A 15,699-nucleotide genomic window follows, 5' to 3' on the forward strand; every position below is an offset into this window, starting at 1 on the left:
GCCAAGGGGCCTCCATGTCGGATGATCTGCTTGTCCACTACAACCGCGAACTGCTGAGCATCCGCCGGGCTGCGGCGGCCTTTGCGGCCGAAAACCCGCGCATCGCGGGCCGGCTGCGCCTGTCCGAGGACGCGATCGAGGATCCGCATGTCGGCCGGCTCATCGAGGCTTTCGCCTATCTCACCGCCCGCGTGCGGCAGAAGATGGACGACGATTTCCCTGAGCTGACCAATGCCATGCTCGGCATCCTCTATCCGCATTTCGACCGGCCGATCCCGTCCATGTCGATCCTCCAGCTCGATCCGAAGGCGGAGCTGGCAGAGCCCTATCCCGTCCCGTCGGGCACGCTGCTCGACACCGAGCCGGTCGATGGCGAGCGCTGCCGGTTCAGCACCTGCTCGGATGTCACGCTGCATCCGATCGTCGTGCGTGCGGCCACGCTCACCGGCCGCCCGATCACCGCGCCGGAAACGCCGCAGGCGCACAATGCGGCGGGCTGCCTGCGCCTGACGCTGGAAATGGCGGGTGAGGACCAGAGTTTTTCGACCTACAATCCCGGACGCCTGCGCTTCTTCCTGCGGGGCCAGCCGCAGCTCGTCTATCCGCTCTACGAACTCCTGCTCAACGACGTGGTCGCGATCGCCTTTGCCGAAGGCGCCAACGACCGCAGCCCGGCAATGCTGGATGCCGACGCTCTTTCACCGGGCGGCTTCGGCCCGCACGAGAGCATGCTGCCCTATCCGCAGGCCTCGCATCCGGCCTACCGGCTTCTGACCGAGTATTTCGCCTTCCCCGAAAAATTCCTGTTCGTCGATCTCGAATTCCCGGAGGCCGGGCGCCTTGCCGGCAAGGGGCGTACGCTCGACGTCTTCCTCTATCTCAACCGTGCCGCGCCCAGCCTGGAGCGCTCGTTGACGGCGGCCGCCTTCGCGCTCGGCTGCACGCCGATCGTCAACCTGTTCCCCCAGACCGCCGAGCCGGTCAAGCTCGACAGGACGGTCACCGAATACCGCGTCGTGCCGGACAGCCGGCGGCTGAATGCGCTGGAGGTCTACAGCATCGAGGCCGTTGCCACCGTGAATGCCGAGGGGGACGCGAGGACGCTGTCGCCGTTCTACGGCATCCGCCACGGCGTCGATGCCGACGAGATCCGCGGCGAGGAGAAGGCGGCAGCCTGGTGGCTCTCGCACCGCCGGCCGGCCGAGGAGGAGAACCCGGGCAGCGAGGTCTTCCTGTCGCTCTCCGATCCCGAATTCAACCCGAAGAGCCTTGCCGACGACGTTCTGTCGGTGGAAACGCTCTGCCTCAACCGCAACCGGCCGGAGCGGCTGCCCTTCGGCGGCGGCCAGCCGCAATTGCGGATGGTCGAGCCGGTGCCGATGGTAAAGGGCATGCGGCTGCTGACGGTGCCGACCGCGACGATCCGCCCGCATTACGGCCAGGGCGGGCGCTGGCGGCTCATCTCGCATCTGGCGCTCAACCATCTTTCGCTCGTTTCCGATGGCGGGGTGGAAGCACTGAAGGAAATCCTGCTGCTCTACGATTTCCGCAACTCGGCCGAAACGCGGGCATTGATCGACGGCATCACGGCGCTCTCCTCGCAAAGCGGCACGGCGCGGGTGCGCAGCTTCGGCCAGAGCGCCTTCTGCCGCGGCGTCGACGTGACGATGACCTTCGAGGAGGGCAATTTTTCCGGTAACGGCGTATTCCTCATGGCGAGCATCATCGAGCGTTTCCTCGGCCTCTATGCGAGCGTCAATTCATTCTCACGGCTCACCGCCCTCGTTCGGGGGCGAAGCGGAAAGCTGAAGACATGGCCGGCACGGGCAGGCGATCGAATTCTTCTCTAGTCGCCCGCGCCTTCGACGGGCCGCAGGCGTTCGAACTCTTCCAGATGATCCGCATCCTGGAAGCGCTTGGCGCGGAGGAGGGGCACGACACCGCGCACCGGCCGGTCGATCCGGTCGGGCAGGGGGTGGACCCCGAGCGGGCGGCCGTGAAGATCCGTTCGTCGGTGCCGCTCGGCTTCGCCTCGGCGGAGGTGCTTTCCGTGCGCCGGCCGCGCAGCGGCGGACCTGTCGAGATGACGCAGACGCTGGTCGGCCTGACCGGCCCCTCGGGCGTGCTGCCGCATGCCATGAGCGAGCTCGTGCAGATGAGCGTGCGCGAACGCAATTTTGCCCTGCGCGAATTCTTCGACGTCTTCAACAACCGGCTTTCTGGCCTGCTCTACAATGCTTGGGCCAAGTATCGCCCGGCGATCGAGCGCGAGCGGGCGGCGCAGCTTTCGACCGCCGCCCCCATCGACCACGCGCTGAAATCCCTTGTCGGCCTCGGCCTGCCGGCGATGACCGACCGCACCCGGGTGGGCGACCACACCTTCGTCTTCTTCGGCGGGCTTCTTGCCCGGCAGGGCCGCTCGGCAGTGGCAATCGAGCAGGCGCTCGCCGGCGCGCTCGGGCACACGCTGCGCGTCGAGCAGTTCGCCGGCGAATGGTATCCGATCGCCCCGTCCGACCGCACGCAACTGCCCGACCGCACCCGGCCGCGCGGCGCCTTCGCGCGCCTCGGCGACGATGCGGTGATCGGTACGAAGACCTTCGACATCCAGTCCACGGTCACGCTGCGCGTGGAGGGGCTGGACTATCCGGCCTTCCGTTCACTGCTGCCGGACGGCAGCCGGGCACGGCTTCTCACCGACCTTGCCGCCAGCGCGCTCGGCGCCGACAAGATGTTCAACATCCGCCTGGAGCTGAAACCCGACCACGTGCCGGCGCTGCGGCTCGGCGGGCAGCGCGAGGACGCCAAAGCGAGCAGGCTCGGCTGGAACACCTGGCTCCAGCCGGCGTGCCCGCGCAAGCAGCCGGCCGCCGTCCAGTTCCGCCCGCCGCCGCATCTGCGCTGAAAGACGTTCCCGGCAGAGCTGCGCAGCGGTTTTGCGGAAAAACAGAAGACTGGCGCACCTGTCGTTCCCGCGCCGCCCGCGCATCCCTATTGATATTGCTCGAGCATAGGATTTCATCATGAATGACTGGACCCACGGCTACGTTTCCGACATCGAATATCTCCCCGGCTTCTATATCGAGCAGACGCCGGCGCATCTGGACGTGGCCTGCCTCCTGCGCGGCATCGAACCGCCCGTGGAGGAGGGAGCGCCCTTCGCCTATTGCGAACTGGGATGCGGGGTCGGCGAAACGGCGCTGACGATCGCCGCGGCCAACCCGCAGGCCGACGTCTGGGGTTTCGATTTCAATCCGGCGCATATCGCACGCGGGCGCTCGCTCGCCGCGGCCGGTTCCGTCGGCAATATCCGCCTGGAGGAGGCCTCCTTCGAGGATCTGGCCCATGGCCGGCAACCGGGCCTGCCGATGTTCGACTATATCACGCTGCATGGCGTCTGGAGCTGGGTCAGCGCGGAGAACCGCCGCCATATCGTCGATTTCGCCGCCCGTCATCTGAAGCCCGGCGGGCTCCTCTATGTCACCTACAATGCTCTGCCGCGCTGGACCGCTTCCATGCCGATGCAGCGCCTCGTCAGCCTCGCCGCCGCGCATGACAGCGAGCGCAGCGACCGGCGCGTGCTGCGGGCGCTGGACATGGCTCGCGCCTTCTCCGAGGCCGGCGCCGACCTGATCCCCGCGGAAATGCTCGACCGGCTGGACAAGGAGCGGGCGGAGGGAACCGCCTATCTCAGCCACGAATATCTCAATGCACACTGGTCGCCCTGCTACCAGATCGACGTGGCGCAGGATCTGGCGGCGGCCAAGCTGTCCTTCGTCGCCGCAGCCAATCTCTTCGAGAACTATCCGGACCTCTGCACGACCGACGCCCAGCGGCGTCTCATCGAGGGCTTCCCCGCCGCCCATGTGGAAACCGCGCGGGACTTCTTCCTTGCCCGCAGCTTCCGGCGCGACATCTATATGCGCGGGCCCCGGCCGATCGCCGCCCGGCGGCTGGAAAAGCGGCTGGCAGCCCGCAGGCTCGCCCTCGTCGTGCCACCCTCCGCGATCAAGCTTTCCGTGAAGGTGCCGGTCGGCGAGGCAACGCTGAACGAGAGCTTCTACGGCCCGGCCTTTGCCGCCCTCGCCGAAGGCCCCATGACGATCGGCGGACTCAGGAGCCTGCCGGAGGCGGACGGCTCGTCCGCCACGGAGCGTGAGGTACTGGGCATGCTGATCGGCTCCCGCCAGGCGATGGCCCTGCCGAATGCGGTGACGGAGGAGAGCGTCGCAGCGGTGCGGCGCTACAACCGCGCCCATCTCAGGATCTGCTCCGACGAGGGCCGCGCCGTCTGCGCGCTCGCGGCGGCGGGGATCGGCTCCGGCATCACGGTGCGCCTGTTCGAAATGCTGGCCTACGAAGTGCTGCTCGACGGCGTCGAGGCGGAGGCCGGCGCGGTGACGGCGGCCATCCACGCCCTGCTGGCGGCGCGCGGCGACCGGCTGCGCAACGAGGGCGTCCCGATCGAGGACGAGGGGGAGGCGCTGCGTGTCATCCGGGAAAATGTCGACCTGATCCTGACCGTCGCCCTGCCGATGTGGCGACGCATCGGCGCGATCTAGGCCGATGGGCGCACCGCCCCCGGTCAGCGAAGCCGTCCTGCGCGGGCAGGGTCCCGTGCGGGTCTACCGCGCGCAGATCAGGGCGGCGCCCGTCATCGTCAAGCGTCTCGTCGGGGACGGGGATGCCGTGGCGCTCCGGCGTTTCGAGCGCGAGCGGCGGATCGCCCGGCTGCTGGTACATCCCTCGCTGCCGCAGCTCGTGGCGGAGGGCGAGGACTGGATTGCCCTCAAGATGCTGGGGAAGGCGCTTTGCGAACCCGATGTGGCGGCGCGCTACGCGGATCCGGCTGCCCTCCGCCTGCTGCTCGCCAGGCTTGCCGCTGCGCTCGCTTTCGCCCATGCGCGCGGCGTCGTCCACCGCGACGTGAAGCCGGCGCACGTGCTCTTCGACGGCGGAACGCCGGTGCTCATCGATTTCGGCATTGCCGGTACGCCCGGCGATGACCTGCAGCGAGCGGAACTGTCCGGTTCGCCCGCCTGGATGGCGCCGGAACAGCTTGCCGGCGAACCGGCCGGCCCGGCGGCCGACATCTGGCCGCTCGCGGCGCTCGGCCTGTTCCTGCTGACGGGGGAAAAGCCCTATGAAGGCGAGGCGGAGGCGGTGCTGCGCCGCCGGCGGGCGGGCGAGCCGCCGGCTTTCGTCGTCTCCGCGGCCCTGGAGCGGGAGGACCCCGCTCTGTTCGGCTTGCTGATGGCGGGGATCGGTGCGGCGGACCGGCCGACGGCGGCGGAGTTCCTGCGGATACTAGAGGGCACCTGCCCCTCACCCTGACCCTCTCCCGGCAAGCGGAAGAGGGGACTTGCCCTACAAATCGTCGTGAGCGGGAAAAACGGTGGCGGCATCTTCCCTTCGCCCCTCCATCCTCAGGCGATGACCAGATTGACTGCCGGATGCAGCTTCTTCAGGTTCGGCAGGGACTTGGACTGCCACGGGATCTGCGTGCTGCCCTTGACCATGAGGCCGATGCCCGGCTGCTTGCGCACGTCGATGGTGAATTTGGCGAGCAGGTTGATGCCGGAGCTGTTGAGGAATTCCAGCCCCGACAGATCGAGCGTGATGGTTTCCGGCTTCTCGGTCAGCACCTGCTGCATCAGTTCCAGGATCGGGGCATAGGCCTCCGTGCCGGAAAGGCGCATCGTGCCCTCGTAATGGATCGCAGAACCCTCGCTCCAGACACGGTATTCGTTCGTCTTGATTTCCATTTTGTACAATAAACTCCCGGTATGTCTGCTCAAACGATGTCGAGGGCGGCGTAGGTGTCGAGGCGCATCGCGTCCGGTACTGCCGCTGGTTGGAAACGCCAGCCGAGACGCGCGCCATAGTCGCTCATTAGGGTGAGCAGGCCAAGTCCCGAGCCGCTCGAATTCATGTTCTCCGCATTTTCTTCGATGCGTTCGATGAGGAGTTCACCCGGGTCACGGGTCGTCAGTTCGGCAAGGAGCGCCTGGAACCTGCCGGCCGTCTCCTGGGTGACGAGATTGCTGATGCGGATCTCGAAGCAGCTGCCGTCGAGCGAGGCCTCCAGCGTGATGCCGTCGCCATGGCGGAACTTCACCGCATTCTCGAGCAGTTCGTTGGCGAGATAGCCGATGCTGTGGCGCGCCTCGTTATAATCGCCGCCCTCGTCCCGCCGCCGCAGGGCGAAGAAGTCGCCGAGGAATTCCGACGTAACGCCGCAATGCTGCCAGGCAAGGTCGAGCGGCCCGTCGGCAAGACGGATGCGGTTCTTCAGCGCCCCGGCGCCGTTGGTGAATTCCACCTGTCCGAATGTGGCTTCCATGACGTTACCTGTGTTTCATGACGACGAGCGTGATGTCGTCGTGGATCTTCTGGGTGCCGATATGTGCCATGAGGTCGGCAATGATGCCGTCCTTGATCGCGTCGGCGTCCTTGCGGCGATGGCGCTTGGCGCTCTCGCACAGCCGATCGAAGCCGAAGAGTTCGCCCGCCGGGCTTTCCGCCTCGGTCACGCCGTCCGTGTGCAACACGATGACGTCGCCGGAATCGAACGGGAATTCATGCGTGTCGACGAAGGGTCCGATGTCGCTTTCCAGGCCGATCGGGAAACCGAGATCGACCGTGTCGATGCGCTCGACCTCATCGTTGTCGCGCAGGACCAGCACCTCCTCGTGCTGGCCGGACAGCGTGATCTTGCGATCCTCGTAGTCGAGGAAGGCAAGCGAGAGGTGCTTGTCGGTCTTGGTGCGCTGGATGTTCTTGAAGACGGCGCGGTTCAGCACTTCAAGGAATTCGCGCGGATCCTCGTCGCCCTGCTCCTGCAGGGCGCGCGCAACCGACTGTACCATCAGCATGAGCACGCCGCTTTCGAGGCCGTGGCCCGTCACGTCGCCGATGCCGACCTTCATGCGGCCCTGATCGTGCAGCACGTCGAAATAGTCGCCGCCCACCTCGTCGGCCGGCTCCATGTAGCCGGAGACGTCGATGCCCTTGATCTCGTCCAGCTCGTCGCGTTTCGGCAGCACCATCATCTGGATGTGCCGGGCGACATCGAGCTCGGCGCCGAGGCGCAGGTTCTCGCTCTTCAGCTTGGCGTTCAGCGCGTTGATCTCGCCATTGGCCGTTTCGAGCGCCTTGGTGCGTTCGGCAACGAGGTTTTCAAGGTTTTCCGTGTGGTAGCTGATCTCCTCCGCCATGCGGTTGAAGGCAACGCCCACGGCGGCCACCTCGTCGCGCGCGGGAATGGCGACACGCACGGAATAGTCCTTGTTCTGGAGGCGCTGGGCGGCATCCGCCAGCGCCCGCAGACCGGCGGTAATGCGGCCGGAAATCGCGAAGACGGCGCTGAGAACGACGAGCAGCGACAGGATGACGGTCCCGACCTGCCAGGTCACGACCTGGCGCGTCTCGGCCGAAATGCCGTCCTTGGCCGCGATCAGCGAGGCATAGATCTCCCGCTCGGGCACCATGAAGCCGAGCGACATGACCTCGCGGGTGACGGGCACCTTGCCGGTATAGAGGTTTTCCGCGTTGAGCTGCTTGAGGAGCACGACATAGGGCACGTCCTCGCCGTTTTCCTTCAGCGTCAGCGTGGTAAGCACGGTCTCCGGGCTGGATGGCATGGCGAGCCCGGCAATGGCCGCCTGGCTGCTGTGCGCAAGCCGCCGGTCGAAGCCGCTCTCGTTGTTGATCTTGACACCCAGCGTCTTCTCGCCGTCCTCGGTGACGGCAAGCACGTTGCCGTTCGACATCGAGAGGAAGGCGAAGCCCGTCTCGGCGATCTTCACGCTCTTGACGATGTCGGCGAGCTGGTCGAGCGTCAGGTCGACGCCGACGATGCCGTTGAGGTCCTTGCGGTCGGGCGTCGTCAGCGGCTGGAAGAAGCTGACGATGATCTTTCCGGTAATGCCGTCGAGATAGGGAGACAGCATGGTGATGGGACTGTCGACCGGGCGCTCCGACGGTTTCGCCAGCCAGGTTTCCCAGGTCTCGTAGAGGCCGGGGAAATAGAAATCCCACCAGTTCGTCTCGTTGTGGCCGGGATAGACCTTGTCGAAGACGGAGCCCTGGTCGTTGTAGGGCGTCGACCGCAGGATCGGGTTGGCGCGCGGGCCGATATAGTACATCTGCAGCTTCGGCGGGCCGGCGGACAGGAAGCTCGGGCCGACGAGGTTGAAGGCGGCGCTTTCGCGCACGGTCTTCATCGCATCCGGCGTCGGCTGCTTGTTCTCGTCGAGCAGATAGCCCCAGACGGTGACGGCGGAAGCCTCGCCCGGCTGGTTCTGCCACCAGTTGCCGGTCTCGTTATAGGCGAGCGGGGTGGTCACGCCGTCGGTTTGCAGCTGCTGGCCGAGCTTGTCGGAAAGCGCGGGATTGTCGATGAACGTCTGCATCGATCCCGCAAGGCCGCTCACCTCGGAATGGTAGCGGTCGAGCAGCAGGTCCGTGCGCTCGACGGTCGTCGCGATATAGTTCTGCAGGTATTCGATATTCGCCTTTTCGAGACCGCGACCGACCTCGTCCATGGCGTTGGTGGAAAGGCGGTTGACGTTCCACAGCGCAATGCCGCCGGCGACCAGGAGGTCCACCAGCACGGCGCCGCCGACGACGAGCACGAATTTCGCGCGGAACGAGGTCAGCGAGAAGCCCCAGCGCGAGGGCGGCGTTTCGGCAAAATCGCTCATTGCGGCTTGCGTCCCGACGCAACCCAGACGGGCCAGCCGGCATACCCGCCGGGGTGAAGGGCGGCAGCGATATGATCCTCGAAACCACGGCGGAACTTCTCCACGAAGGCCGCGTCGTCACCGCGCTTCTCGCACATGCCTCCGGCGAACATTTCCTCCCAGGCCATGACCATGTCGGCGAAGGCCTGCGAGTCACCGTCCCGGTTGGTCACCATGAAGCTTTCGATGCGGATGTCCTCGAGGCCGGCGCGCTGCAGGGCCTGGTAGCTCTTCGGGCCGAATTCGAGATCCATGTCGAAATCGGCAAAGAGCTTCGACAGCTGGTCATAGGTCCACTGGATCGACGGGCCGCGCGGTTCGCCGAGGCACTGGGAGATCTTCTCGTTGGTGACATAGACGCGCCCGCCGGGCTTGCAGATGCGCACCAGCTCCTCGACGATCATCTCGGGTTTGTTGAAGATCTGCAGCGCATGGCGGCAGGAGACGAAGTCGAACTGGCCGTCCTCCAGCAGCATTTCGGCCGCATCGCCATAGATGTATTCGATGCCGCCGATATCGAATTCGCTGGCGACCTGGCGCGCATAGGCAAGGCTCGACTTCGAATGGTCGAGCGCCACGATGCGCGACGGGGAGAATTCCTTGGCGACCAGCACGGCGAAATCGCCGATGCCGCAGCAGATGTCCGCCATGGTCATGCCCGGGGCAAGGCCGTGACGCGGCAGGATGGAGCGCTCGTGTTTCCAGGTCAGCTTGGTTTGCGTGCGCAGCACCGGCACGAAGCCGCCCTCTTCCAGGAAGGCCTGGCCCGGGTAGAATTCGCTGTCATATTCCTCGACGAGGATGCGCGGGTTCTTGGCCGTCAGCGCGCCGAACTTCTTCGTCGACCAGCCGATGACGCTCGACGTGACGATGGAGATCTTGAGCTCCGGCCGCTCCTCGGCCGCCTTCAGCAGCGCGCCGGCCAGCGCGTGGAACGCCACGTTGTTGAGGCGCACGAGGCGCTTGACGTTGACGTAGAAGGTGCCGCGGATCGACGCGATCGATTTTTCGATGAGGCGGACGCATGCCTCCATCTCGGCAGCGCGCTCGGGGCGCATCGAGCCGGACAGCGCGAACTCCTGATTGTTTTCGTCAAAGGAGACCTTGTAGGTCTGGACAAGCGAATCGGCGATCATGCGACAGTTGCCTCCAGCGTGAGTTCGGCAATGAGACGGATGGCATCTCCGTCGGCGGGTTCGATGGAAAAGCGGGCGGCATAGTCGACGGCCAGCTCCAGGAGGCCGATATTCGGCTGCAGGGGGCCTTCTGTGAAGAGGGCACTGTGATACCGCGCGGCGACGTCGCCTTCGTTCAGGACATCGACGGCCTGCCGATAGAAACCGGCCGTTTGCGCATCGGCAGGGATGGTCAGGATGATGCGGTCGCTGGCGCCCTTGCGGGAAACCGCGCAGACGAAGCTGCCGGTCGGCGCGTGCAGGCGATAGACCGTTTCCAGAAGCTCGTTGAGGGCCGAAGAGAACAGGTTGGAATAGAGCAGCGAGTCGCTTCGATTGTGGCTGATCATGCGGGCGAAATAGGTCGACAGCCGGTCGCAATAGGCCCAGTTGGACGCAAAGCCACCCATGTCCATGTCAAACTCCAGAAGCAGGACATGATCGTCCGCTCCCGTCTGCACTGCTCGAAGATCCATTCGCCCCAGCCTCATGATGTCGTAAGCGGGAGCGGCGGCCGCGCGCTTACCTATCTTTCGGGAAATTCCTAGACTATGTAATGTCCGAAGTGCGGGCGATGCGCGGGGGCTGCCAGCGGAGACCGGCACGCGCGATATGATATCGGTAGTTGCGCCGCCCCCTCCGAACGTGTGAGGAGCTTTCCATACAATCATGAAGGATTCGTCAAACTTGTCTGCCGCTTCTTCAGTACCTTTCACGGATGGCGACGCTGCGGAACTCGCCCGGCTGCGCCTCGATTTCGCACAACTGGAGGCAGAATACGACGATCTGAAGCTGCTCTACGAGGCCATGATCGAACATGGCGAGGCCGTCGAGGACCAACTGGCCGAGCAGAACCTGCTCCTGGAGCGCACGCAGGCGCGGCTCGACGAAGAGCTGAACGATGCCGGCCGCTACGTCTTCTCCATCCTGCCCGACAAGCGCACCGAAGCGCCCGCGACCGACTGGCTGCTGGTGCCCTCCACCGAGCTCGGCGGCGATTCCTTCGGCTACCACCGCATCGACGACGATCATTTCGCCATCTACCTGCTGGATGTCTGCGGCCACGGCGTCGGCGCGGCGCTGCTCTCCGTCACCGTCATCAACGTGCTGCGCGCTTCCGCACTGACGGGCGCGGATTTTCGTGATCCGTCAACGGTGCTTAAGGCACTCAACAACACGTTTCCGATGGAAAAACAGAACAATATGTTCTTCACCATCTGGTACGGCGTCTACAAGGCGAGCACCGGCGAACTGCGCTATGCGACCGGCGGCCACCCGCCATCGATCCTCCTGCGCGGGCCGGGCCGCCCCGCGGGCACACCCTCCCGCGAACTGCTCATCACCGTTGGCGGCGTGGCGATCGGCGCGCTGCCCGACATGGACTATGACAGCGACGTCACCCAAATCTTCCCGGGCGACAGGCTGCTCGTCATCAGCGATGGAACATTTGAGGTGGATGGGCCCGACGAGGAGATGCTGAGCGTCGAGGCGCTCGCCGAACACGCCGAGGCCCATGCCAGCGGTCCGAAGGACATCCTCGCCTGGGTGAAATCCTTCAATGGCACCGGGCCGCTGCCGGACGATTTCTCCCTGCTGGAGATTCGCTTCTAGGCGGCTTGCCATCACGCGATCGTGTTCGCGACAAGGTCGCAGATCGCCCCTCATCTACCTGCCGGCACCTTCTCCCCGCAAGCGGGGCGACGGGAATGGGCAGATCCGGTTTCCCGGGATTCACAACCCAGCACAGGACAGGTCCCCTCTCCCCGCTTGCGGGGAGAGGGTTAGGGTGAGGGGCCATGGCAGAGGGCGACGCCCGCACTTCGCTCCATGATTTGCCGATTGCCGGTCAGCGGAATTCCGCTATCTTTCCATCATCGTAACGCCGGTTCGGCGGGCGCAGGGGAGGACGGCGATGCGTGCGTTCGTGAAAGGCGGCCTTGCCGCGCTGTTGATGTCGGCCCTTGCTGGCGGTGCTTTCGCTGCCGAGGCCGGCCCGGCAGACCTTGCCATCGCCCAAAGCCTTGCCACCATGCTGCAATCGGCGCGTGCGGTCATTTCCACCAACCAGGAGCGCATCAACGACCCCGCGCTGGGCGACAAGGGTCTTTCGGGCGCGGCCGTACTGGAAAAGGCCATCGCCAACTACCGCCAGGCCACCGGCCGGGATCCGAACACCATCGATCCCGCCTCCTATGAAGGACGGCTCATCCGGGCGCAGATGGACGCGGTGGTCGAGGTGATGGACTCCAACCAGGAGACGATCAACGCCAAGGGCAAGGGCTTCAAGGGGTTCATACCCGCCACCTTCACGCGTCTCGTCAACGAGGCCTTCGAGGCGCGTGCCGGCAAGGAGGCAAGCATGAAATTCACCGCGCCCCCCGTGCTGATCCGCAACCGCAAGGCCCGGCCGGACGCCTTCGAGGCCGCGGCGATCCGCGACTATCTCGAAAAGGCCGACTGGCCGAAGGGCCAGATCTATTCGGCCATGGTTTTCGAGGAGGGGCAGGAGAGGGCTCGCGTCATGGTGCCAGAGTACTACGTGCCCTCCTGTCTGACCTGTCACGGCGATCCGGCCGGCGAACTGGACGTGACCGGCTATCCGAAGGAGGGCGCCCATGAGGGCGATCTCGGCGGGGTGATCAGCATCGGGCTCATCCCGCAATGAGCCGTTCGCCCGCGTCGTTCCTCTCGCTGCGGCGCCTGTCGATTCGGGTGCGGCTTGTCCTCCTGGCGGCGGTGCTGCTGTTTGCGACCATCGGCAGCAGCCTCTTTACCCGCAGCGAACTCTCCGAAGCCCTCGAATCGGGCGAGGAAGCCAATCGCATCGCCGAGATCATCGTCCTGTCGGACGACGTGCGCGCCGCCTTCAACAGCCTGCGCTACTGGCAGGCCGACCTTTCCGTCAGCCTGCTGACGCTGGCCGAGACCCGTGCCGGCGAGGCCCGCACGCGCCTTGGCGAACGGCTCGACCGGCTTGCGGAACACCGGCCGGCCGAGGCCGAGGCGATCCGTCAGGAGGTCGCCCGCTTCGACGATCTCGCAACCCAGGCCGTCGATGCCTATACCGACGACCAGCGCGTCATCGGCAACACCCACTTCGCCGAGGCGCGGCGCTACGGCATCAGCGTGGACGAGCAGCTGACGGCCCTCCAGGGCGTGCTTTCACGCCAGGCCACGGCAGCGCGGGCGAACATCCTGCGGCAGTTCGAGCGGGCAGCCAATGTCGCCTCTCTGCTCTCGATCGCCGCCGTCGTCATCGGCGCGGTGCTGACCATCGTCATCCTCGGCTCGATCCTCAAACCGCTCGGCGAAATCGTTGCAGCCGTGCGCGGCCTGACGGCGGGCGATGCGGATGTCGCCGTGCCTGCGGCGGCCGCCGACGAACTCGGCAAGGTGAGCGCGGCCCTGCAGCTTCTGAAGGAAGGGCAGGCGGAGCGGGCGCGACTGACGCAGGAGGCCGAGCATCAACGCCGGACACTCGTCGATGCCATCGAGAGCATCGCGGAAGGTTTCACCCTTTATGGACCCGACGAGCGGCTGCTGATCGTCAACCAGCGCTTTCGCGACATGCATCCCGTGCACGACGCCATGGTGGCCGGCACCTCGACCTTCCGCGATGTCATCGAGGCGGGCGGGCGCCACGTCGTCGAACTCGACAAACCGTTCGACGAATGGTTTGCCACCCGGCTCGCCTCGCACGACCACAGCGCCACCCGCGTCACCCCCTTCCGGGACGGGCGCTGGATGCAGATCAGCGAGCGCCGCACCCACGAGGGCGGCTTCACCATCGTCTATGTCGACATCACCGAGCTGCGCCAGCGCCAGCAGGAGCTGGAGCTGGCCCGCGACGAGGCACAGCGCGCCACGCAGGTGAAGTCCGAATTCCTCGCCAACATGAGCCACGAGCTGCGCACGCCGCTGAATGCCATCATCGGCTATGCGCAGATCCTGCAGGAGGACGCGGAGGATACCGGCCAGACCGATTTCCTGCCCGACCTCAAGAAGATCGAGAGTGCCGGCAACCACCTGCTCGGCCTCATCAACGGCATCCTTGACCTGTCGAAGATCGAGGCGGGACGCATGGAGGTCTATCGCGAGCGCTTCGATATCGGCGCCCTGACGCAGGACGTCGCGGCGCTGATCCGGCCGCTGGCCGCCAAGAACGACAATACCTTTGCCGTGGAGTGCCCGGCCGATATCGGCACGATCGAGACCGACGTCACCAAGGTCAAGCAGACCCTGCTCAACCTTCTCAGCAACGCCTGCAAATTCACCGAAAAGGGCACCGTCACGCTCACTGTCGCGCGGCAGGGCAAGGGTGCCGGCCGGCTCCTGTCGCTGACCGTCCGCGACACCGGCATCGGCATGAACGAGGAACAGCTGAGCCGCCTCTTCCAGGCGTTTTCCCAGGCCGACAGCTCGACCTCGCGCAAGTTCGGCGGCACCGGCCTCGGCCTTGCCATCAGCCGAAGCTTCGCCCAGATGCTCGGCGGCGACCTCACGGTGGAAAGCCGGCCGGGCGAAGGCTCGCGCTTCACCTTCATCCTGCCCGATCCTCAGGAGAACACGGCGGACGATGCGGAAGACGGCGAAGGCCTCCTCGGCGAGGAGGCGGGCCTTGCCGCAAGGCCGGAGCAGGCAGAGCGGCCCGCCGTACTCGTCGTCGACGACGACGAGGCGTCGATGAACATCATCGGCTCGCATCTCAAGCGCGACGGCTACCGGGTGCTCTACGCCGGCACGGGCGAGCAGGCGCTGGACATGGCGCGCAAGCACCGTCCCGCCGCCATCACGCTCGACATCCTGATGCCGCAGATGGATGGCTGGTCCGTGCTCGTCGCGCTGAAATCCGATCCGGAACTGGCCGCCATCCCCGTCGTCATCGTCTCCATCAGCAACGAGAAGGCACTCGGCTTCACGCTCGGCGCCGCCGCCATGCTGGCAAAGCCCGTCGATCGCGGCGAGCTCAGCGATTTCATCGCGCGTCTGACCGGCGGCAGCCAGGGCGGCACGGTGCTGGTGGTGGAAGACGACCCGGCGACGCGTCTGCTCATGCAGCGCACCGTCGAACGGCTCGGACGCAGCGTGGCGCTGACGGAGAACGGGCGTCAGGGCATGGCGTGGCTGGCCGCCAACCCGCCGCCGGTCGCCATCCTCCTCGATTTGCAGATGCCGGAAATGAACGGCTTCGAATTCCTCGCCGCCCTGCGCGAGCGGGAGGAATGGGATACGGTGCCGGTCCTCGTCGTCACCGCCAAGCATCTCAGCAATGCCGAACGGGACCTGCTCAGCGCCCGGGCGACGCAGATCATCGGCAAGGGCAAGGGTGCGCATGTCGAACTCACGCAGGCGCTGCGCGAGGTCATCGTCACACGCACGCGAAAAACCGATCGGGAATTGACGCCATGACCAAGATCCTGCTGGTCGAAGACAACGAGATGAACCGCGATATGCTCTCCCGCCGGCTGGAGCGGAAAGGCTACGAGGTGATCCTCGCCGAAGATGGCGAACAGGCCGTGGTGCGGGCGGGAACGGATGCGCCGGACCTCGTGCTGATGGATATCGGCCTGCCCGGCATCGACGGCTGCGAGGCGACGCGCCGCATCCGCAGCGGCCCGGCCGGTACGGGCCTGCCCATCATTGCGCTCACCGCCCATGCCATGAGCGTCGATGAGGCGCGGGCGCGCGAAGCCGGCTGCGACGACTTCGACACCAAGCCGGTGGACCTGCCACGCCTGCTCGGCAAGATGGAGCGGCTGCTGTCCGGACACGGGTAGGGC

Annotated in this window: 13 protein-coding genes; 8 read left to right on the top strand and 5 right to left on the bottom strand. The window is 65.9% G+C overall.

All coding sequences use genetic code 11. From position 1 onward, the window contains the following. Nucleotides 1-14 precede the first annotated feature (14 nt). The 4 genes from tssF (at nucleotide 15) to AKG11_RS14150 (ending at nucleotide 5,334) form a co-directional block, all read left to right on the top strand. On the top strand, nucleotides 15-1,850 hold the full coding sequence (tssF, locus tag AKG11_RS14135; RefSeq protein ID WP_050744420.1) for a type VI secretion system baseplate subunit TssF: 1,836 nt from the start codon (nucleotides 15-17) through the stop codon (nucleotides 1,848-1,850). Then, nucleotides 1,814-2,905: a type VI secretion system baseplate subunit TssG gene (gene tssG / locus AKG11_RS14140; protein ID WP_050744303.1), complete on the top strand. Its 1,092-nt coding sequence runs from the start codon at nucleotides 1,814-1,816 to the stop codon at nucleotides 2,903-2,905. Before tssF ends, tssG begins: the two co-directional genes overlap by 37 nt. Nucleotides 2,906-3,023: 118 nt before the next feature. Next, nucleotides 3,024-4,562: a class I SAM-dependent methyltransferase gene (locus AKG11_RS14145; protein WP_050744304.1), complete on the top strand. Its 1,539-nt coding sequence runs from the start codon at nucleotides 3,024-3,026 to the stop codon at nucleotides 4,560-4,562. 4 nt (nucleotides 4,563-4,566) lie between these two features. Then, nucleotides 4,567-5,334, top strand: coding sequence for a protein kinase domain-containing protein (locus tag AKG11_RS14150; RefSeq protein WP_050744305.1), 768 nt, complete (start codon nucleotides 4,567-4,569; stop codon nucleotides 5,332-5,334). A 92-nt stretch (nucleotides 5,335-5,426) separates the two neighbouring features. On the opposite strand, the gene AKG11_RS14155 is transcribed toward AKG11_RS14150, so the two are convergent. Genes AKG11_RS14155 through AKG11_RS14175 form a run of 5 tightly spaced genes read right to left on the bottom strand, consistent with a single transcriptional unit; the run spans nucleotide 5,427 to nucleotide 10,395 of the window. Beyond that, nucleotides 5,427-5,765 carry a slr1659 superfamily regulator gene (locus AKG11_RS14155; RefSeq protein ID WP_023515366.1) on the bottom strand — a complete coding sequence of 113 codons (339 nt, stop codon included), beginning with the start codon at nucleotides 5,763-5,765 and terminating at the stop codon, nucleotides 5,427-5,429. A 29-nt stretch (nucleotides 5,766-5,794) separates the two neighbouring features. Then, the gene (locus AKG11_RS14160; protein WP_023515365.1) at nucleotides 5,795-6,343 is read right to left on the bottom strand and encodes a slr1658 superfamily regulator; all 549 of its coding nucleotides are present in this window, start codon (nucleotides 6,341-6,343) and stop codon (nucleotides 5,795-5,797) included. A gap of 4 nt (nucleotides 6,344-6,347) precedes the next feature. Then, nucleotides 6,348-8,705 carry a SpoIIE family protein phosphatase gene (locus AKG11_RS14165; protein ID WP_023515364.1) on the bottom strand — a complete coding sequence of 786 codons (2,358 nt, stop codon included), beginning with the start codon at nucleotides 8,703-8,705 and terminating at the stop codon, nucleotides 6,348-6,350. Beyond that, entirely contained in the window at nucleotides 8,702-9,880 is a 1,179-nt protein-coding gene (locus AKG11_RS14170) for a class I SAM-dependent methyltransferase (RefSeq protein WP_023515363.1), read from the bottom strand. The genes AKG11_RS14165 and AKG11_RS14170 overlap by 4 nt, the downstream gene beginning before the upstream one ends. Continuing rightward, on the bottom strand, nucleotides 9,877-10,395 hold the full coding sequence (locus AKG11_RS14175; protein WP_023515362.1) for a hypothetical protein: 519 nt from the start codon (nucleotides 10,393-10,395) through the stop codon (nucleotides 9,877-9,879). Before AKG11_RS14175 ends, AKG11_RS14170 begins: the two co-directional genes overlap by 4 nt. Before the next feature lie 211 nt (nucleotides 10,396-10,606). Here AKG11_RS14175 and AKG11_RS14180 point away from each other — a divergent pair, with 211 nt between their 5' ends. The 4 genes from AKG11_RS14180 (at nucleotide 10,607) to AKG11_RS14195 (ending at nucleotide 15,696) form a co-directional block, all read left to right on the top strand. Beyond that, nucleotides 10,607-11,530 (top strand): PP2C family protein-serine/threonine phosphatase, encoded by a 924-nt coding sequence (locus AKG11_RS14180; RefSeq protein WP_023515361.1) that lies wholly within the window; start codon nucleotides 10,607-10,609, stop codon nucleotides 11,528-11,530. A gap of 301 nt (nucleotides 11,531-11,831) precedes the next feature. After that, nucleotides 11,832-12,584 carry a Tll0287-like domain-containing protein gene (locus AKG11_RS14185; protein WP_050744307.1) on the top strand — a complete coding sequence of 251 codons (753 nt, stop codon included), beginning with the start codon at nucleotides 11,832-11,834 and terminating at the stop codon, nucleotides 12,582-12,584. Further along, nucleotides 12,581-15,328 carry a hybrid sensor histidine kinase/response regulator gene (locus tag AKG11_RS14190; RefSeq protein WP_050744308.1) on the top strand — a complete coding sequence of 916 codons (2,748 nt, stop codon included), beginning with the start codon at nucleotides 12,581-12,583 and terminating at the stop codon, nucleotides 15,326-15,328. The genes AKG11_RS14185 and AKG11_RS14190 overlap by 4 nt, the downstream gene beginning before the upstream one ends. After that, nucleotides 15,325-15,696, top strand: coding sequence for a response regulator (locus AKG11_RS14195; RefSeq protein WP_023517393.1), 372 nt, complete (start codon nucleotides 15,325-15,327; stop codon nucleotides 15,694-15,696). The genes AKG11_RS14190 and AKG11_RS14195 overlap by 4 nt, the downstream gene beginning before the upstream one ends. Nucleotides 15,697-15,699 lie beyond the last annotated feature (3 nt).

The sequence above is a fragment of the Shinella sp. SUS2 genome, from assembly GCF_001262505.1.
Classification (GTDB): Bacteria; Pseudomonadota; Alphaproteobacteria; order Rhizobiales; family Rhizobiaceae; genus Shinella.